At 34.5% G+C, this 19,775-nt stretch carries 21 protein-coding genes and 1 tRNA gene; 8 read left to right on the forward strand and 14 right to left on the reverse strand.

Annotated features, from left to right (window positions below; all coding sequences use genetic code 11):
• The first annotated feature begins 35 nt into the window (after positions 1 to 35).
• Together NFRAN_RS01900 and NFRAN_RS01905 are read left to right on the forward strand one after the other, a co-directional pair.
• Entirely contained in the window at positions 36 to 1,289 is a 1,254-nt protein-coding gene (locus NFRAN_RS01900) for a tryptophan--tRNA ligase (RefSeq protein ID WP_134482828.1), read from the forward strand.
• Between the two features lie 14 nt (positions 1,290 to 1,303).
• Positions 1,304 to 1,600 (forward strand): hypothetical protein, encoded by a 297-nt coding sequence (locus NFRAN_RS01905; protein ID WP_134482829.1) that lies wholly within the window; start codon positions 1,304 to 1,306, stop codon positions 1,598 to 1,600.
• Here the strand turns inward: NFRAN_RS01905 and NFRAN_RS01910 are convergent.
• Together NFRAN_RS01910 and NFRAN_RS01915 are read right to left on the reverse strand one after the other, a co-directional pair.
• Positions 1,597 to 1,929 (reverse strand): hypothetical protein, encoded by a 333-nt coding sequence (locus tag NFRAN_RS01910; RefSeq protein WP_134482830.1) that lies wholly within the window; start codon positions 1,927 to 1,929, stop codon positions 1,597 to 1,599. The two genes, NFRAN_RS01905 and NFRAN_RS01910, sit on opposite strands and share 4 nt — an antisense overlap.
• A gap of 68 nt (positions 1,930 to 1,997) precedes the next feature.
• Positions 1,998 to 2,477, reverse strand: a complete 480-nt coding sequence (locus tag NFRAN_RS01915) for a phosphopantetheine adenylyltransferase (RefSeq protein ID WP_134482831.1) — start codon at positions 2,475 to 2,477, stop codon at positions 1,998 to 2,000.
• Between the two features lie 98 nt (positions 2,478 to 2,575).
• Here NFRAN_RS01915 and NFRAN_RS01920 point away from each other — a divergent pair, with 98 nt between their 5' ends.
• Positions 2,576 to 3,229 carry a 4Fe-4S dicluster domain-containing protein gene (locus NFRAN_RS01920; protein WP_232037915.1) on the forward strand — a complete coding sequence of 218 codons (654 nt, stop codon included), beginning with the start codon at positions 2,576 to 2,578 and terminating at the stop codon, positions 3,227 to 3,229.
• Positions 3,230 to 3,245: 16 nt separating this feature from the next.
• On the opposite strand, the gene NFRAN_RS01925 is transcribed toward NFRAN_RS01920, so the two are convergent.
• From NFRAN_RS01925 to NFRAN_RS01935, 3 genes are all read right to left on the reverse strand, one after another.
• Positions 3,246 to 3,974, reverse strand: coding sequence for an adenylate/guanylate cyclase domain-containing protein (locus NFRAN_RS01925; protein WP_134482832.1), 729 nt, complete (start codon positions 3,972 to 3,974; stop codon positions 3,246 to 3,248).
• A gap of 502 nt (positions 3,975 to 4,476) precedes the next feature.
• Entirely contained in the window at positions 4,477 to 6,159 is a 1,683-nt protein-coding gene (locus tag NFRAN_RS01930; RefSeq protein ID WP_134482833.1) for an acetolactate synthase large subunit, read from the reverse strand.
• 169 nt (positions 6,160 to 6,328) lie between these two features.
• Entirely contained in the window at positions 6,329 to 6,703 is a 375-nt protein-coding gene (locus NFRAN_RS01935; RefSeq protein WP_145987986.1) for a zinc-ribbon domain-containing protein, read from the reverse strand.
• A 532-nt stretch (positions 6,704 to 7,235) separates the two neighbouring features.
• On the opposite strand from NFRAN_RS01935, the gene NFRAN_RS14210 reads away from it, so the two are divergent.
• Entirely contained in the window at positions 7,236 to 8,540 is a 1,305-nt protein-coding gene (locus tag NFRAN_RS14210) for a peptidylprolyl isomerase (protein ID WP_232037916.1), read from the forward strand.
• A 969-nt stretch (positions 8,541 to 9,509) separates the two neighbouring features.
• On the opposite strand, the gene NFRAN_RS14095 is transcribed toward NFRAN_RS14210, so the two are convergent.
• On the reverse strand, positions 9,510 to 9,680 hold the full coding sequence (locus NFRAN_RS14095; protein ID WP_197731088.1) for a hypothetical protein: 171 nt from the start codon (positions 9,678 to 9,680) through the stop codon (positions 9,510 to 9,512).
• Positions 9,681 to 9,921: 241 nt separating this feature from the next.
• Between NFRAN_RS14095 and NFRAN_RS14100 the strand changes: the two genes are divergently transcribed.
• The 3 genes from NFRAN_RS14100 (at position 9,922) to NFRAN_RS01955 (ending at position 12,706) form a co-directional block, all read left to right on the forward strand.
• Positions 9,922 to 10,125, forward strand: a complete 204-nt coding sequence (locus NFRAN_RS14100; protein ID WP_197731089.1) for a hypothetical protein — start codon at positions 9,922 to 9,924, stop codon at positions 10,123 to 10,125.
• Positions 10,126 to 10,879: 754 nt separating this feature from the next.
• A tRNA-Glu gene (locus NFRAN_RS01950) sits at positions 10,880 to 10,976 on the forward strand.
• Positions 10,977 to 12,076: 1,100 nt separating this feature from the next.
• On the forward strand, positions 12,077 to 12,706 hold the full coding sequence (locus tag NFRAN_RS01955) for a hypothetical protein (protein ID WP_172602042.1): 630 nt from the start codon (positions 12,077 to 12,079) through the stop codon (positions 12,704 to 12,706).
• 237 nt (positions 12,707 to 12,943) lie between these two features.
• On the opposite strand, the gene NFRAN_RS01960 is transcribed toward NFRAN_RS01955, so the two are convergent.
• The 3 genes from NFRAN_RS01960 to NFRAN_RS01970 form a co-directional block, all read right to left on the reverse strand.
• The gene (locus tag NFRAN_RS01960) at positions 12,944 to 13,711 is read right to left on the reverse strand and encodes a YncE family protein (protein WP_320410600.1); all 768 of its coding nucleotides are present in this window, start codon (positions 13,709 to 13,711) and stop codon (positions 12,944 to 12,946) included.
• A complete protein-coding gene (locus tag NFRAN_RS13510; RefSeq protein WP_172602043.1) occupies positions 13,702 to 13,875 on the reverse strand; it encodes a hypothetical protein in 174 nt (57 codons plus the stop codon). The genes NFRAN_RS01960 and NFRAN_RS13510 overlap by 10 nt, the downstream gene beginning before the upstream one ends.
• A 679-nt stretch (positions 13,876 to 14,554) precedes the next feature.
• Positions 14,555 to 14,776 carry a hypothetical protein gene (locus NFRAN_RS01970; protein ID WP_134482837.1) on the reverse strand — a complete coding sequence of 74 codons (222 nt, stop codon included), beginning with the start codon at positions 14,774 to 14,776 and terminating at the stop codon, positions 14,555 to 14,557.
• A gap of 296 nt (positions 14,777 to 15,072) precedes the next feature.
• On the opposite strand from NFRAN_RS01970, the gene NFRAN_RS01975 reads away from it, so the two are divergent.
• A complete protein-coding gene (locus tag NFRAN_RS01975; RefSeq protein ID WP_134482838.1) occupies positions 15,073 to 15,789 on the forward strand; it encodes an MIP/aquaporin family protein in 717 nt (238 codons plus the stop codon).
• Positions 15,790 to 16,172: 383 nt separating this feature from the next.
• On the opposite strand, the gene NFRAN_RS01980 is transcribed toward NFRAN_RS01975, so the two are convergent.
• The 5 genes from NFRAN_RS01980 to NFRAN_RS01995 all read right to left on the reverse strand — a co-directional run bounded on the left by NFRAN_RS01980 (position 16,173) and on the right by NFRAN_RS01995 (position 19,454).
• Complete coding sequence (locus tag NFRAN_RS01980; RefSeq protein ID WP_134482839.1) at positions 16,173 to 17,159, reverse strand: hypothetical protein; 987 nt, start codon at positions 17,157 to 17,159, stop codon at positions 16,173 to 16,175.
• Between the two features lie 13 nt (positions 17,160 to 17,172).
• On the reverse strand, positions 17,173 to 17,778 hold the full coding sequence (locus tag NFRAN_RS01985) for a DDE-type integrase/transposase/recombinase (RefSeq protein ID WP_134482534.1): 606 nt from the start codon (positions 17,776 to 17,778) through the stop codon (positions 17,173 to 17,175).
• 555 nt (positions 17,779 to 18,333) lie between these two features.
• Complete coding sequence (locus NFRAN_RS01990) at positions 18,334 to 18,597, reverse strand: hypothetical protein (protein ID WP_134482840.1); 264 nt, start codon at positions 18,595 to 18,597, stop codon at positions 18,334 to 18,336.
• Entirely contained in the window at positions 18,590 to 18,715 is a 126-nt protein-coding gene (locus tag NFRAN_RS14290) for a hypothetical protein (protein ID WP_269472307.1), read from the reverse strand. Before NFRAN_RS14290 ends, NFRAN_RS01990 begins: the two co-directional genes overlap by 8 nt.
• Positions 18,716 to 18,953: 238 nt before the next feature.
• Positions 18,954 to 19,454 carry a cupin domain-containing protein gene (locus NFRAN_RS01995; protein ID WP_134482841.1) on the reverse strand — a complete coding sequence of 167 codons (501 nt, stop codon included), beginning with the start codon at positions 19,452 to 19,454 and terminating at the stop codon, positions 18,954 to 18,956.
• Between the last annotated feature and the right edge of the window lie 321 nt (positions 19,455 to 19,775).

The raw sequence follows: 19,775 nt of genomic DNA on the forward strand, positions 1-19,775 counted from the left end.
TTTAAACTCTGGTTATGAAAAGTTAAGATCCACGAATGTCTGCTGAGGAAGCGAATGATTCAGTTAATAGGAGAGAGGATAGAATTTCTCTACAAGATCGTGATGGAGAAATTACATCTCATGAATCGCCCAACATTAATTCCGGTGAAGAATTTAATGTTACGCCGTGGGAAGTAGCAGGGGAAGTCGACTACACCAAGCTAATTGAAAAATTTGGAACATCGTTGATAGATGAAACAATAGTTAGCAAGATCCATGATTTGACAGGTGAGATCCACCCATTCCTCAAGAATAGATTTTTCTTTTCACATCGAGATTTGGACTGGATTTTGAGAGAATATGAAAAAGGAAACAAGTTTTATCTTTATACTGGAAGAGGACCATCCGGACAAGTTCATCTAGGTCATTTGATGCCCTGGCTTTTTACAAAGTATTTGCAAGACAAATTTAATGTCAAACTAATATTTCAAATCACGGATGATGAAAAATTCCTATATAGTGAACATTCGAATTATGATTCGATTTGTCATTACACATATGAGAATATATTGGACATAATTGCAATAGGATTTGACCCAAATAAGACTCGAATCATCATAAATACTCGTGACATAAACTATTTATACAAATTGTCAACAGAAATTGCAAAAAGGATTACTTTTTCAACGGCAAAAGCAGTATTTGGATTTACTAATTCCACAAATATTGGAATGATAGGGTTTCCACCAATCCAAGGTGCTCCATGTTTTTTGCCATCGTTAATAGAAGGAAAATCAACTCCCGTGCTCATTCCTGCAGCCATTGATCAAGACCCTTATTGGAGAATGACGAGAGACATAGCCGAAAAGTTAGGTTATCCAAAACCTGCTCAAATCCATAGTAAATTTATTCCAGGACTTGTAAGCGGTGGAAAAATGTCGTCATCAAAACCTGATACGGCACTGTTTACCGTGGATGATCCAGAAACTCTAGAAACGAAAGTTAAAAATACTTTTACAGGAGGTCAACCAACAGTTGCGTTACAGCGAAAGCTAGGTGGTAATGCTAATATCTGTCCAGTATATTGGTATTTGAACTATTTATTTGATTCAGAAAAAGAATCAAGGAGGCGATATATTGATTGTACTAGTGGTAATTTACTTTGTGGAGAGTGTAAGGATGATATGATAAAGAAAGTAAAACCATTCATGAAAGAAATTCAGACAAAAAGAGAAGAGGCTCAAGACATGATCTGCAAATTTACGGTTGATGGAAAGGATTTGAATAATGACAATACAATACAATTCTAGTGGTGACATTTAGGATGAATCTTACCAAATCAGAGTTTCGATGTTTAGATTCTTATGAAGCTGAAAAACTTTCTAGTATTTTCTCAAAACACAAAGATGACACTTTATTTGTGAGTGAAATAGTAAAAATCGTAGGTTCAGAAGTAGTAGTGAAGCTTGACGATGGTTCACATCACAGTATTATTTTAAAAGATAAAGACAATGCTCTCCAATTGTCAATCTTTTTTAGCAACTTAACTAGGACAAACGGGATTATTATAGAGACAATTTTTGTTGACGACAAGGCAATAATTAGTTGGAATTATAACTAAACCAATTCTCTGTTAAATTCGTCTAAAATTACTTGATATACTTTTTCAAAGTATAAAGAAGTGGAATATGGCATTAGCGGTATACACTGTCTGATGGAATCTAGAACAAGGGGTACAGTCCTCTTTGAAATATTAATTTCAAATTTCATCCACAATATGCGGTCTTGTTTAAAAATTATTTTTTCACCTAATTCTGTAGAACACATTTCTTTAGATCTATCCTCAATTCTTTTATACCAATAAGCGAGCACATCTGGCTCCAACCCCTCGCCAATATTTGACAAGTTAGCACAATAATCCAAAATCAAATCGTCAATTCCATTTTTCATATTATCTAACAAAAGTTCATTAAAGAATGATTTATCAGATTATATGAATAATATTTGAGCAAATAGAGTTATTTTTTAAGATCAAGTATTCTTCCCTCTGGATCAATTTCCTTAGCTTTAATACGTGTCGATGAAATCGGAAGTCCATCCTCCGCCAATCTCATCTTTACTATAATGATGTCAATAGGCAAAAGACCTTTTTCTGATCGGATCTTGTTAATTTTTTCACCTTTAGTACTTGTTTCGGAACTAACTACAAGACAATCTATATATTCTGAAAACATTAGAGGACCAAATTCCTCTTCAAGCTTTGTTATCTCAAACGATGTTGAACGAATCTGATTTAGTATAAGGGTTTTCAAATTCTTGAGTCTAGTTTCAAATGTGTTTCGCAAATTTTTCTTTAATCTATACTTTGCAAATTCATCTGATGTTAATCCAATAACTACATAAGAGCCTATTTCGAATGATTTTCTTAACAAGTCAACATGGCCAAGATGTAGTACGTCGAAAGTTCCACCCATAGTTACGCATTTGTATCTCTTCACTTGACTTTGAAATGAACAAAATCAATATATAATTATATAATGGCCTTCTAAGATCATTTTGACAAATTTATAAATACCTAAGAAGGGATATAACCTCATTGTCGCATACTATGACTGAGTACATATGTGAAGACTGTGGCTCATTATTGACTCATTTAAATCCTACCACTTTGCAAAGTATTAAAGAAGTTCATTCCCAATTATGCCCAGTAAAGAGACAAAAAATTTTGGCAACGGCAGAAGCCGAAAAATTAAAAAGGGCTAGTTCTTCAAGAAATGCAACTATTCCTATGCAGGCGGTTCAGACAGCCGCTGGTGCACCTCCAAGTGCTGCTTCGATCCCTCAACAAGTTGCAACTACACCTTCTTCAAATGAAGCGGCCGATTCGTCTAGTTTAAAGCTCACTGGCACAGGAACAGATCACGTTGCAGCAGAAGGTCCAATTGATACTGGTTTTAAATCAAAAAGACAGCCTGCAGGCAAGTTTAAGGGAATTCAAGTATGGGGACCATACGATCCACCAGGACAACTTGGAATTTGGGGTACAGATGTTTGTGTAGATTTCGATATCTGTATTTCTGATGGAGCATGTATTGATGCGTGTCCAGTAAACGTTTACGAATGGCTAGAAACACCAGGACATCCAGCTTCGGAAAGAAAACCATTCATGATAAGAGAAAAGGATTGTATTTTTTGCTTGGCCTGCGAAAACGTTTGTCCTCCTCAGGCAATAAAAATATTCAAAAAATAGTAAAGTTCAAAACCATCTAATTTTTGATATATTTGTAAACATGATACTTTAGATTATTATTGTATTTCATTACGGAACTCCATTTATCATAATGATCATAAAGCGCAAGAAAATATTTTTTCTTGTCGCTATCAACATTGTTGTATATATTCTCTCCAACAACAATTTCATTTGGAAAAGCCATTGAAGTAATCTTGGATGCTATACTAATACTAAATCCGATCAGATCAATATGAGCATGCTCTATGTTCTTTCCGTATAGTAAAACCAATGCCGATCCGTATTCTATACCTATCTTTACAGCAATCTCTTGGAAGGATTTATTTTTAAAAACAGGATTGATTCCTTTTTTTACTATTTCTTGTATATAGTATGCACAATCTAAGGAGTTCATTATGGCCTTGTTAGGATTGTAATCGGCTGGAAAAAGACCAATAACGGCATCGCCGACAAATTTAAGTACATAACCGCCGAATTTAACAATCGAAAGACTAACTTCCTGAGAGAAGATTTGTATGATTATTGATAATTTGATTGGAGACAGATCATGAGACATTTGAGTCGATCCAGCAATGTCAACATACATGACCACAACATTCGCATTAGTATTTACTTTTCGTTGCAAGAATTTTCTACAAGAATCAGTTGAAAGATCAATATACAACCCACCATTTTCTATACTATGATTAACCCGTTCTTGTATGCCTTTGAAAATATCCTGACCTACTGAATCAAGGTTGTACAATTACCTTCTGTTTTGGCCCTAAGTGATTTATACTTTTAAGGAATATGTCTTGTTGACACAATGATTCTAGATACTTTTAGATCATAAAATATACCTAATTTCGGATGCGTATTATTTTACGACATTTTGTAGTAGCGGTATGAAGGCTAAATATCCATGAATTAGCCTATATTGTACTTATGGCCTATCTTGGGATTTATTGAGTCGAATCCTATCCTACCCACCCTATCTGACAAGGGCTTAACAATCAACTTTCATATATTCTTACTAAAATGGATTCATTCTTAAGTTAACTTAAACCACCAATAAATTGATTGTTTTTTTTCGGATGATATTCAGTTTTTTCATGCTAGTCCAAAATATGAATCACCTGTACTCGATTAAATCCGATTTTGTTGAACAAGAGCACTAATATGATTGTGTAAGATGCAGACCTGAATAATTGAAATCAATTATTCCATTTAAACCAAAAAGGATATGTTCTTGCAACGTTTAGGATTCTTCAACCGATTGCATTATCACCCATTTCAAACAAAAGTCTATTTCTCGAGGCATCGATATCAATAGCTATGACTACAGGTTTTCTTGTTGAGGATTTGGCTCTTTGAAGAATTTGTTTGAAATCCTCGGTTTTTTCGACTTTATAACCTATTGCTCCAAAGCTTTCTGCAAGTTTCACAAAATCGGGATTTTGAAATCTAGTATATACACTCTTGCCTAGTTCCAATGACTGTTTCGTTGATATCATACCCAAGTCTGAATCACACCAAACAATAACAATTACTGGTACCTCAAGTCTAACAGCTGTTTCTAATTCTTGTACATTCATTAGAAACCCACCATCTCCACACATTGCGACTACTCCTTTAGATGGAAATTCAAGTTTCGCTGCTATGGCTCCTGGAAGTGCAAAGCCCATGGAACAAAATCCATTAGAAATAATACATGTATTTGGTTCGAATGTCTTGTAGATTTTAGCGATCCATAATTTGTGTGCACCAACATCAGAGATCAAAATGTCATCCGACAATAGTAATTCTCGAACATCATTTATCAACTTTTCAGGTTTGATCGGGTAAGACAAGTCATCCTTGAATTTATAAATTCTGTTTTCTATTTCACTTTTTATGCTTTGGAATATTTTGAGTGTCGTTATGGTTTTTTCCCTTTGGCTTTTTTGAATGCGAAACCCAGGTTTCAAGCTATTAAGGGATTTCAATAAGGAGTTAATACCAAGTTCGATATTTCCAGATATCTCTAAATCAGGATCGTAATAATTATCAGTTTCTGCCGTAGTAAAGTCAAAATGAATTATTCTCTTCATGGGTATTGTTGAGTTCCAATTTTGAGGACTGTATTCTACTAAATCATAGCCTATCGTAATAACCAGATCTGCAAGTCGTAATGCTCTCAAAGCATAGTCAGATTCCTTTATTCCTATTGTACCCAGATGAGTAACTGAATTATCTGAAATCACTCCTTTACCCATAAAGGTATTTACCGAATATATGCCCGTGACATCCAAAAGGTTCCTTACTGCGTTTGAAGAACGATTTCTAATACATCCATTTCCAACTAGCACGATCGGTGCATTGGAACTAATAATCATCTCAGCGGCCTCTGTGAGGTCATGACATGATACGTCTGAGCTATTTTTTCTCTTTTTATTTAACGGTTTGTTGCTACTATTCATTCTTGCGACATCAACAGGTAGCTCCAAATGAGCAGCACCTTTCTTTTCCTCGAGTGCAATCTTGAAAGCTCGCCTAACGATCTCAGGTATTCCTTCTGCGTCTCTAATTGACCAAGTCCACTTGGTAATGGGTGTAAACATGATAACTGGGTCCATATTTTGATGAGATTCCTTATGCATTTGATTTGTGGAGGTCTGACCTGTTATAGCGAGAATAGGAGATCTGTCCATGTTTGAGTTGGCAACACCTGTTGCTAGATTGGTAGCTCCAGGACCAAGTGTTGCAAGACAAACACCGACTTTATTAGTGAGCCTTCCGTAAACGTCGGCCATAAAGGCGGCTGCTTGTTCATGTCTTACAAGTATGAATCGAATTGTTTTTGAACCTGATATCGATAATACGAGATCGTTTGTTTCCTCACCAGGTATTCCAAATACATATTTTACATCCTCCGATTCAAGACACTTTACAAACAGATCTGAAGCCTTCATCCAAATTGGAAGGATATGATCGTTAATAAGGGTAATACTCTCAATATATACCTGAAATAAAAAGTTCGATTTTTGAAAAATAGAATAATCATTTGAAATCTGCGTCGATTAGAGTTAATGAAGCGTATTGGTTGAATTACTACTGTATATTTATGCGGGAGAGTGCTATCTACCATGGTGTCTTGCCATTATTTATAATAAACTCGTTGTAGTATTTTGCTTTTTGATTGACATCATAAACTTGCCAAAGCCAGAATATAATATAGATTATTCCGAATGGTAAGAACACAAATGTTAAGACCAATATAATCCAACCAATAACCAACAAGATAATTCCGCGCCCTATTTTTCCTATGTACATATGGCCTATTCCATTGAAGCCCAAAATACCTGCTATCAGTGCAATCACTACTGCTGCACCTGTACTCTTGGTCTGTCCGGCCAAAGTAACTGCCGAAGCATTATTTTGTGGTTTTCCACAAGTAGGACAAAAGGAGGAATTTTCAGAAGGCAAGGTTTCTCCACAATTTCTGCAAAAGACCATATCGAAGATCTAAATTGAAATCATATAAAGACATTATTAATCTGCAATATGCATCAATTAATGTGTATAGTCCAAAAAAGTGAGATCACTTTTCAAGATTTTCGTTTCGCTTTCCATGCTTTTCTAAGCTTAGGAATAGCAATTATTACAATATACGTAATCAAACTCTTGGAACAAATCGAGGTAATATTTATTAAATAATTATAGAGATAATTTACGGAAATGAACGAACTTTTTATATTTCTCGCCACAACTGGGGTTTGCCTGTGAATTCGTTAATTATTGTTAAGAACGTGGGTTAACTAACACTATAATTCTTTAGACTTATAATACCGATCTCTACACCTCATAGATTGCATACCTAGACATTAGTTGGTGATGAAAGTTTACTTATCCTTCTACTCCTTTAACCCCAGAGAACCATACAACTAACATGAATTTGGAGATCTTTTTATATTTCATCTCTTACAATGGCACTTATATGAAACTGGTATTCCTTTTTTTATTGGTGATCATTGGAGTATTTGGCTTTTTGTCACTCCATTATGTTGAAACTGTATACTCTCAACCGATCGTAAATAACATAGACAGTTTGGCTGAAATGCCTTCTAATTTCTCTTTTATGTTGGAACCCAATATCCCAAATATTAGCGGGGTACCAGACAATAATTTTCAACAGTCAATAAATGGTTCAGTTCTTAACGACCTAGTCTTACTCGAGGATCAGCTAAAGCTGGCTCAGGAAAAAATTGAATCGGCGGGATTAGAGAACAAAGATTGGAAGAACTACACTAGCAAGTCCCTTGGGCTATCTTTAGAATACCCCACAGATATCACATTCCAGAAAGAAGGGAGAGAGACAAGGTTCGATCCTTACAGAGATTTGAAGATAGGAAATATAGAAAAAGATGGGTTTAGCATTAGTCCTAGCATTTATGGGATGAATTTAACCGATCTTCGAAATGTAGTTGAATCTGCTAAAGAATCCCACTTGAATATTGACTTGAATAATTCATACTTGATGCTTGTTGAAGATTTAACTCCGATATCCATTTATGGAGATATAGGATATTCTTATTTGATATCCCTAATCGATCAAGATTTGGAAAAATCAAAATTCGTTTCGAATAACACTTTCCTGCAGCATGGCAACAATATCTACAGATTTGTCTTTGTAACAAACACTGACCAGTATAACCAAACGAACGCAATTTACAATCATATATTAAATTCCTTAGTTTGGCAACAAGAAGAAATTGATTCAAATCAGAATTCAAAAATTTCAACAAACAATACTATGAACAATAACCAATCATTAATTCTGCAAAACAATGTAACTAACATTGACAATAATACTGCAACTATTGAAACAACACAAGGTCCAATAAAAGTAGAGTTTTATCCAGATATAGCTCCAAATCACGTAAAGAACTTTCAAGATCTAGCCCGTAAGGGATTTTATGACGGGATAGTATTTCACCGGATAGTTCCCGGATTTGTAATCCAAGCAGGTGATCCAAATACAAAAAATGATAGTGCTAGTAGAGACTCTTGGGGAACAGGGGGTCCAGGATATACCATAAATCAGGAATTCAACAGCATACCACATGAAAGGGGAATATTATCTATGGCTAGAACAAACGATCCCAACAGCGCAGGTTCGCAGTTTTTTATAGTCCTCAACGATTCAAAATTTCTGGATAACCAGTATACCGTTTTTGGCAGGGTAATAGAGGGATTAGAAGTAGTTGATAAGATTGCTGATGTATCTCTGAATTCAAATAATCAGCCGGTTAACGAAGATCTAGTTCGTATAGAAAATGTAACTACTGAATAGAAGCGTTGTTATTAATTAATTCTATTTTTATAATCAGGTATTCAAGACATATAGATATCTACGAACAATAACACTCTCACAATGATTGATAATTCTCGAGTATATAGGTCAAAATTTAAGAATCATCATATTTTCAACTCTTGTGTCAGCTCATCAAAATCTAGGAACAATTCAAGAGGAAGATTTGGATTATGTAACAAGAATATTCGATGTAGAATTGTTAGATATAGACAGACCGTTCGATTATTATAGTTTGTTTTATTTATCATAACAAAATCATTTAAATAATGTGCCTTATAAATAGAAACTATCAGAAGGTTAACTCATTAGCCGAGATAAGCGATTGTCAGTAAGATCCGGTATTGGGGAAAATTCAAATCATCTCCGTTTCTTAATCATTGAGTCAATTAGACAGATAATAGAGAATTAGGAGGTATTGAAATACAAAATATAAATTGAATAGACATCTGACCTTGCAATGGCAAACTGGAATTAGCGAGTGTAAGAATTGATTTAAGATTCAATAGAGGTCAAAGTTAACCGTTACTAAAACTGATAGCCAAGTATTTGAGTATGTATGCTCCACCATAATCATTCTTCCCAATCGGCCAGTAATTATTATTGAACAACCATTCAGAAATTAATTCAAGTTTGGTTAGAATCATACAAATGCTGATCTCACAGTTTGTAAAGAAAATCTTTTCTGAAAACGGCAAATCCCTTTTAGAATGGTTTTGAATTAAATGACGATCATGAATATAACTTCTAGATTGATGATATCGGTACGATTGTCTATTTATGTCAAAAACCTAATCTATTTTGAAGACTAACAAACTGTACGAATCAAGGTCCTATGCGACCACAGGTTCGACATCTCCTTTTTACCACACTCATCAAACGACGTGAACCGAGGATTGAAGAAGTTCATATTAGTAAGCGCTAATATGACATGGGTCGTTCAGACTATCGTCAGGTTCCCAACGAATGGAGTTCGATGTCTATTATCTCCTCTTGCGTCGCTGGGTAAGAGATTGTTAGCAGAGTTACAAAAGTAGGAACGGCGGTCAAATGATTTAAACCGGGAAACCTAACTACCGTAGGATGTCTGGTTGCCTCAGATGGTAATGACTCTTTTTGCAAATCTGGTTTGAAGCAGTTTTATCCCAAAATGACTCTAACATATAACCCACTCCATCCAATTCTCAATGACGTTACCTATTAAGGATATTATAATAGTATCGGAGTTGTGGAACGCTTTGTTTTAATGGTCCCAGAGAAATTATAAATCTTGCTGATGTTGATCCTATTTTATGTACCAGAATTACAATGTACTCCCCTTTATGTCATTCGAGGGTGAACAAAGGAAAAAAGGGTGGTGTTGTTGGTCTATATATGGTTGGGTCATATGGTGGTAATATTTGTTCATGCTTTTGGAGCGCATGTTGTAATATTTACTACCTCACCAAGAAAGAAAGAATACGTACTTAATTTGAGTGCGCAAGAAGCAATTGTATCACAAAATAATGATGAGATGAACAAACACTTGTCGAGTTTAGATCTTCTTATCGATACTGCTTTTGCTTAACATCACATAAATATCTATTTACGATCGCAACGACCTGATGGCAATATGACCCTCATGAGTTAACCCGACAAACCCCATACTATGTCTGCTTTTAATCTTTTATTTAGCCGTCGCTATTCATCTAGATCGTTTAGACCGTTAATTGTAAATAAAACCGAAACAAAAGAGATCCTTGATTTTTGTGGTCGACATAATATTACTTCAGATGTCGAGGTCATTCTGATTCAAAAAGTCAAAAAGGCTTATGAAAGATTAACGTTTTGATATAAAGTATCGCTTCTCTATATATGTGTCATCGCTTACATAGCAGTTCTTAATTAAGGGAGCTAGTCTACCCCGTCTTCTATTTTAGGGTTCAGCATTGTCAAAATAGTAATTTTTGCTTTGACATATTTCTCTAAAGAGCTATTATCTTCTAACCGCCTTGTTATGCGCACTTGGTAATTTGTCAGTTGTGAACCAGACGATCAAGCAAAGCAAGAAAAATACGATAATCATGCGTAGGATTCTAGCTATGGTAAGGGTCAGTTGTTAATTAACTTAGTAATTCACGATAGAGAGCTCCTCAAACGCATGAATTTGGTAGTAAGTATTCTCCAAGCAAAACAGGTCAGAAAAATCCACTAGCAAACTTAAATTCAAAGGTCAAGCCGCTACCGGCAATATACACCATTTAGCACCTAATCCTGGGAAATTAGAGGTAGTAGATCAAAAGTATTATATTAATAACCCTCGATTAATAAAAAGACTGTTTGCTCCGGTGGTGTAGAGACTGATGAAAGTCACACAATCCGGTTAAGCATTTCGCCCTCTCAAGGCGACGATCCCGGGTTCAAATCCCGGCCGGAGCATTCTATTTTGTGTTTGTTTTCGGGCTCCTCGAAAGGCCTGAGAGTTATTTTCCGTATACGATTTACAGTTAATGCAATAATAGCCTAGTTTTGTAAACACGGCTTTAGGACCAAGCCTAATGTAAGTGGTATGAAGCCCCTTTTGACATTTTGAACATCTGGCCAATTACAATAAAAATAAACATATACTATTTGATCTTTGTGTAAATGAAGTGGAATATCACCATCAAAAACGATAGCGATAACCACTCGGGTCTGCGACCCTCGCTATGTTATGATAGATTTCCATGCAAAGTATAACAATTGGCGTTAATCAAGACTTTTTTAGTAATTGATTAATAGGGGATTATTTTTAAGCAGAACTTGTATTTCTTATCAGGAGCAAATCTACGATTTTATGACACAAATTAGGTTTGTCGAAGTTCACAATTTCGTTCAAATGTATATGGGATCTACAGTGAAGTAGAATGATAGGTACATTGTGTTTTTAAACTTAGTAGTGTAGTGATAGTCACAACTCCAATAGTTTCATAGGGGCCTTGCATCGCTAATTCCGGGTGACCCATGATGCAAGACCCTTACTTTTCTTACAGTTCAATATTTCTCTGATGTGTGAGGCGAACTCAGTATCTGCTTTTATTAAATCATAAACTAGCTTGTCATTGTCGCGATTATTGTCTGTTATGACATTCCTAATCTGATTTGCTGAATTAATAGAGTTTGTAATATCAAATGGTTTTTAATTAATGCGTCAAACGATGGACGTGTAATGTTATCAGAGTATAATAGAGAGAACGAATTGCAAGTTAAAAATCGCAATCAAGTTTGTAGATGCATAAATGAAATATGTACACGAGAAGTAGATAATAATGCTGAACTTAAAGTTCACTGAAATGAATTCAATCTATACTTTTATTAATTTAAAAATGTAATTCTAGAAGATAAATTAATTGGCGCCGAAAATTAGGAACACTAGTATGTTATTTATTGGGACCTATTATGGTTTTTTCCAATTTATCTTATAGATCGTATGCCATAGGTCAGAATAACATTCAAGCATGATCTTGTTGTTGAAATACCTTAAATATCAAATACCTTAAATGATTGAAAGTATTAACAATTACACTATGGACAATCTAGACAAAGTAAATATTAAAAAGTATACAATAGTTGTACTGATCCCTATATTATTTATAGGAAGTTATTCGATTGGAAACTACAGCATTTTGCAATCAGCAATGGCACAAACATCTGACAACATAGATAGTTTCACTGCAACCGGATATACTGGCCAAATACTTACATTGCCACCAAGTATTACACAGGTTGTAGCATCACAAAATGAATCATCTCTTGGACCCTCAATTGGTTCAGTAATTGGAGGTAATTGGAGCTTTACTGTTGCAGATGGACAGCTACAGAACTTTACATGGCATGCAACATCCTATACACTAGGTGGAAATGTAGATGGTACTTTTGCTATCAATGGAATTGATGACGCTGCTCCATTAGATACTTCTGGTAGTGATATAATACAGCTAGATGGCAATAATACATCCTTTACAGGAACTGCAGATATAGAAATTAATGGTGAAACAGCATTTTCAGATGTTCCAGTTACACTATACATATTTAATGGGAATATTGCAAGTTTAACATTAAGTCACGAACAAACAGAAGGGATATTCACTGTTCCCTTGTATGGTATTGTAACTTCATTAACGCAATAAGAGGACTAACAAATAACAAGAATACAAACCAGTATTCAAAATCCTATTTTATTTTACTTTCTATTAATAATAATCAAATTTTAATCTCGCAGTATTTCATATATTACTAAACCATTGTGTACGTACTTCTACTATTAGGTAGAAGGGCGGTAAACAGATTTCAGATTTTTTATAACCCAAATAATTTCAGAGGTCTTGCATCTGAGCGGCGTGGATAAGATGCAAGACCATACTTTTCTAACACTTTAATATTTCTCTGATGTTTGATGTTAATTGATTATCTCCCTTTATCAAATCACAAACTAGTTTGTCATTATCACTGTAATTATCTGTCAAAATATCTCTTATTTGATTGGCTGAATCAATTGAGTTTGTTACATACAGAGGATTCTGAATGATGCTTCTAAGCAGTTCGCCTATTGTCTTAGGTTCTGGACTAGCTGGAGGTGTCAAAGATTCCTCTCCAATGACCGTAACTGTGTTAGCATTATTATTTGCCACATACATATAACCATTGTCAGGATTGTATGCAATCCCATAGGGTTCGTCCACTCCCATAATAGTGTATATCACTATATTATCAGACCTTATGACTGAAATGGTATTGTCACCGACACTTGTCTCATACATATAACCATTGTCAGGATTGTATGCAATTGCTATTGGTTCATCCTCCACTGTTACGGTATCTATCACTGTATTTGTAGTACTATCAATAACTGACAATGTGTCATTACCTGCGTTAGAAACGTACATGTTTTGGTTGTCAGGATTGTACGCAATTCCAATGGGTCTATTTCCTACATTTATGATACTAATAATCATATTATCAGAACTTCTGATAATGGATACGGTGTCATTACCTGCGTTAGAAACGTACATGTTTTGGTTGTCAGGATTGTACGCAATTCCTCTTGGCGAGCGATCTACAACTATGGTACCTACTAGTGTGTTAGAGGTGTCAATAATGGATACTGTGCCATCGCCTGAATTCGTTACATATATATATTCTTATTAAGTAGATTGTAAGCGACTGCTTCTGGTTCTATCCCTACTTCTATGGTATCAATCACCCCCTCAGCCCAAACACTTTTCAGGTTCGAGTTAAAAGTAACAGTGAATAACGCGACTAATAGAATCACAAAAATAGAAAAGCATGCATTTTTCATTCATAACTGTCAACCAATCTGAACTTATAACTAATTAGTATAATGATTTTGTATTATTATTCTGGGATTTTGGAATATGCGATTGTTATCACAAATTTTGCAAAGTAGACACATATGTTTGGGTAATAAAGCGATGTGACAGTATTTAGATTAATTGGGAGACTAGGCAAACATGGTCCCGAATAAGATTTATATCAAGAAAATAAAAAATGCGTATCTCTTTTTCCACTTTTACATAATTTACTCTTTGTGTTACTGTTCAAGATTGAACGGTATTCACAGTAAAACATAATGGAATATACAATTCGTTTACAAGCCAATAATTAAATTATCTTCATGATTTGTAGGTGGAAAATAATCCTTTAACAATTGCATCATTTATATCAAAAATAGTTTAGTCAAAGTTTTCTATGACTTAAAATTGTGTAATCGGGAAAAAAGAGGAGCTAAAGCTTACCATAATTTGGTAAGGTCCAATGGAATATTAAGATAAACAACACCGCGGAGCAGGCTGGGATCAAAGGAAGGAAAAACAGGAAAATTATTCAGTGGATAATTCTTAATGTCTCTATTCAATTAAGGGACATGAGTATATTAAGGTGTTCTAGTTGAATTGAAATTGTTGTCTAATTGCAATAGATATCAAATATATTTATCTTAACTTAATTTAAGGCGTGATTCAATGTTTCTTGGGATGATGGTGAGTCGAATAATTCTGTCCTTTTTGTATATACCTTACATATAATACCGATGGTCCGTTAACTATAACTGATCGAACACCAACAATTATACTAAATACATCTCCACCATTCACAAATGAACCTGCCGCATAACCATTCATTTTATATTTTTCATCATTTATTGGTTCTAAATTGTTATCATAGATATCATAACTAGGCAAGGACTAAATCGCATGGAGATACCGAGATATTGATGTCAACTATAATGTTATTACTCTTAGGGCAAAGCAACAAGATTGAACGGCTTAGTTTGTAAACAAAGATTAGTTAGACTAATGGGCTTTTATAATACTGAGAAAGTCTAAAGACACTCACAGGCTTTTGGGAAAAGACGGAAACAGACAATTGATTGTTACTACAGTATTGAGTGCAACAAATAATTAATTACCCTTTTAGGTCTATTTTCTATTTATAGAAGTGCAGGATATTTAAGTAAAGTTATCATTGATGAATTGTTATGTCGAAAGAATCCAAATCAATCTTTCAACCATCATTGAGAAACAAGTTTTTAATTGAAATTATAGGTACATTTATTCTGGTTTATGCGATTGCATCCGCTGCGACAGTTTATTCTGATAGCGGACAATTGGGAGTAATTGGTATAGGTTTGGTACATGCCCTTGTCTTAACAGCAATTGTATACGCAATAGGATATCGATCTGGTGCACAGGTTAATCCTGCAGTCACAATTGGACTATTAGTAGCCAAGAAAATAACAGGTAAGGAAGCTGTTGTTTATATAATTGCCCAGATTATAGGGGCAGTAATTGCCGCATCTGTGGTATATTCGATTTTTGGCTCTGAAATGTCTGCTAGTGTGACATTACCTGCGCAAGATAATGTGATAAGATCTCTTATACTAGAAACAGTTATGACTTTTACTTTGGTATATGTAGTACTTGCCACAACTACTTCAAAGAACTTTAAGATAGTACCATTGGCAGGACTGGCCATTGGTTTTACATTAGGTTTAAACGTTATATTTGGTGGTGCAATTACTGGAGGCTCATTAAACCCTGCACGTTCGTTTGGTCCGGCATTAATCATGTTTGATTTTAACTATCATTGGATATATTGGGTGGCGCCTATTATAGGTGGATTGATAGCAGCCGGAGTGTACAAAGTGGTGCATACCAAGGAGGAACAAGAGGAAGAAAAACTTCCGCCAAAATAGTTTAACATGAATCTTTGGACCTATAATTTGATTTCACTTGGTAAATTAAATTTTAATATCAATTTTGTTTAAATTTAGGTGTTTCGTAGACAGCATCTTGCTAAAGATTGCATTTAAGAGAAGGCATTACTGATTTTTGCTATAAATATTGATTATCTATAATAGCACACAATAATAAGGATATTGAAAGATCGGTCTGGAAAAGTAACGACACAACAAATGATACTTCTAATCCGTAACTGAAAAGCCCAAAGACCTGTAAGCCTTTGGACTAGACAAAGGTAAGAGAAACAAATTATCACTTATCGCTCAGGTTGGAAAAATCTCGATTTACTGTTTGATAGGTACCCTAGAAAAATTTGAAATAAAGAACGATTCATAATTTAGGGTGTAGAAATGCCTGACAAACTTTGAACCTCATTCCAGTACTTTTCAAACATAATCTCTTGTACAAATATCCGATGTTTCTCTTCTGAGTATGCTCCTTCTAGCTGATCTCCATTATTAGTGGATTTTATTTGAAACATGTATTTGTTATCACTTATGATTATCGTTTCTTCAAATTTGCCTACTAATTCCGTAGCAAACCCTAATTGAATATGATTACTTTTGTTAGTTGCCTTATTCAGTGAATCTATGTTCCTTACCCATTGTTCATCAAAACAATCTACCAAGATCTTGATACGAATATCTTTCTTTATCGAATTAGCTAATCTTGCAAGGAATGTGATATTGCCTTTTGCAAATACCTTGTTTAAAACCCGAATGGAGGAAAATACAAGTATCTCCTTTCTACTTTGTTCTATCAGATAAATGATTTCATTTTCTATTTCGTCAGGGTTTGTGATAATAAAATTGTCACTTTGGTGTTCTAGTTCTTTAATCCTAGATGGCAGCGATATTCCCATACTCCATAGCTGTTCAAAGAGCTTTTGCTGCTTTTCTACAAGAGGTTTGAAATTACTAAACACTCCTTGAGCTGGAGGTTGATTATCTGTAAGTAATATATACATCATGTAACACCTAGAATCCATTATTCCAAAGTTTCCCCTAATGCCGTCTAGATGTCTGAATTCTCCTAGATCATACAGATCAAATGTATCTATGTTTTCTTGTGTAAGCTCTATTACAAACCTTGATTCAATTCCCCTCGTTTTCATTCTTTTCCTTCCGATAGAAAATCCTTCTTTGAAATTGTTGAGAAGAAAGGTAGTAAATTGAGCATCCCATACGCTATCAAAACCCTTATCACAAATTTCCACTGCGTTTATGCTGAGTTCTGCTATTTGGTCCCAACCATGAATGACTTCAGTTGTTATTGGACGATACTTGCGTGATTCCTTAATCTGATTTAAGGTATACACATCCATTTACTGGCTCTGTTCAGTTAACAGGTTTTAATTCCTTGTTGTGATAGTCGACAAACAGGTTCAACCAGTTTTTTACGTGTTTTAGTTTGCAGTTCTTTAGCCTGCAGGGAAAGTAATCATCGAAACTTTCAGTTCTGTCCTTGATATACTGCATTGTTCTTTCAATCAAGTTTTTTTCATAGGAGGAATGGAGATGGTGTTCTAATTTAAGGAATTGACAAGCCATGGGATACCAAGTACCACCATCTGTTGAAACTGGATGCTTTCCATAGTCTCTGACTATGTTTGACAGAAACCGTTCCGCAACAAACATGTTTCTCTCCTTAGAAATGGATAGTGAGAGAATTTCCTTACTTTTCGCATCTATTGCAACCCATAACCACGTGTATTCTGAACCAACCTTAAGCAATGTTTCATCTACAATGAATTCACATATCCTTCTTTGTTTTGTCTTGATAATCTTAGGTTGGTACTTTTGAATCCAGTTCCAGATAGTGACATGATTTCGTTTGATACAGTATGATAATCTTTCAGATGTTTTCCTAAGAGAAAGACCTGAAAAGTACAAATGTAAGCCATAATACACATATTTTGAAGGTGTTCTGTTTCTAGTATTCATAAAAGAGATAGGACATCTTCAAGCTATAGACTTGACGCTAAATGAACAGAGCCCATTTACTATAAGAGAATGCATAAAAGGATAAAAACACCCCAATAATCGTAGTTAGAAGTAAAGTTAGTGTTTTAATTAGTAGTTTTTGCTTAAGTCGTATTATATGAGATCGGCAATCTATTTCTTTTCATTGTCTTTTTCTTAATTCAAAAGCTTTTGATAATAAGATGATAAGACACGCTGCAATATTAGACAAGCCAAAACTAACTTACGGAAGATAACATAAGAAGTTCAAGTCAAAGAATCAATCTCGACTATAAGAGAGGTAATCAAGAGAAATAAATATACCAAAGAGTAGTAACGTAATTGAAACTTATTACAAATTTAAAAAATTGTATAATAGATATACATACTTAGTATAGGAATAATAATTTTATAGTGAAAAACGATTTTCTCCTTGTGAGTTTTGCATTGTTATTGAGTATTTCAAGGACGTACTTGTCATCAAGATAGATCTTTGTGACACTTTTGCTATTTACATCAGATAAGATGAAATTGTGACTACTTCGGTTGCATGAAAGGACGTGGATCGAGTATTGCTCTAATTGAATTTATTTTTTCGTTATCATCAACTTTTATCCAAAAGCACATGATTTGAGAATCATACTCCTGAAGAATACAGACATCTTTTTCTTCCGTAAACACCTTCTTAAAGTCTAATTTGGTTAATCCTCTTATCTGATATTGGCGTTCAAAATATTTCAAATAAGATTCAGGATTATCAAATGAATTAACGGGTGATACGTATGAAAAATTATCACTCAAATAATCTCTTGCCAACTGTCAGTCTTGGTCTTCTGTGGCCTGAAAATACCCCATAACAATATTCTTTGCGCTTTTGGGAGAGGATCCATTTTTTTCCATGTAGTTTCTTGTAAGCCATCGTATTTATCAGTAGTAGTATCAGTGATAATGATGTTTTAAAAATCAGGTATTTTAGTTATTGAATGAGGGAAAAAATGAGTTGTATTGAAGCTTATCTGACAATAGATAGACAAAATCTCTATATACCAAGGGGGCCAATTAGGTCAAAGGCACGATACATCTACTGACAGTGTAATAATAGTAAGAAAACAATACCGTGGTTTATGGATTAAGCAACAAAAAGATTGATAGACTTATTAATCAAAATAGTCTAATGGATATAATTTCAATCCATACTTTTCTGCGATACTTTGGAGTCGTTTAAGAGTCTCAGAAGTTAATTGTGGAATAGGTAAAAGAGTATCTGCAGTTACAGGTTTTCCCACTTCTAAAAACATTTTTTCCATACCTGCAGGGGTTAAGAAACACAGAAAACGTACTACACTATTTGTTTCATTAGTAAATTTATGAATTGGTCCGTTAAAGGGTATATTTACATAAGAGCCCTGCTTAGCTGTGTACCTTTTTTCCTTCGTTATTACATTTATTTCTCCTTTTAGAATATAAAACGCTTCCTGGTAAGAGGGATGCGAATGAGGTGCTGGTCCTCCTCCCGGAGGAATCAACATATCAATAAGAGAATATGAACCGTTGGTTTGTTCGCCTCCTATAACAACACTATATGTGTCACCCATTACTGACACGGTAGGTCCTTCATTAATATCCACTGCAGTGGGAGAATTGATTGTGTTTACCATGTTTTTACTTATTTGTGCATGTATCTTGATTCCGCTGAAAAATTCGTTTTTGAAAATGATAAAATATAATAGAGAATTATAAATCAACTAAATCCATTTATTTTAAATCCTTATTTAGAAGAGGACAAACAGCTGATGTTAAGAATGATTTCTAGCAGTTACCATAAACCTCATAATTCGTAAAGTTGAAATCTAATAGGAATGTCAAGATTATGTTTTCTACGTTAATGTCGTTACTCAATGAAAAGGGTAATGAGATTGAAATACATGATAAGGCCTAGTCTCTCAAATGTCACTACCATGGCTAATTTCAAACAAGAT

Origin of the sequence: Candidatus Nitrosocosmicus franklandus, assembly GCF_900696045.1 — an archaeon.
GTDB lineage: Archaea > Thermoproteota > Nitrososphaeria > Nitrososphaerales > Nitrososphaeraceae > Nitrosocosmicus > Nitrosocosmicus franklandus_A.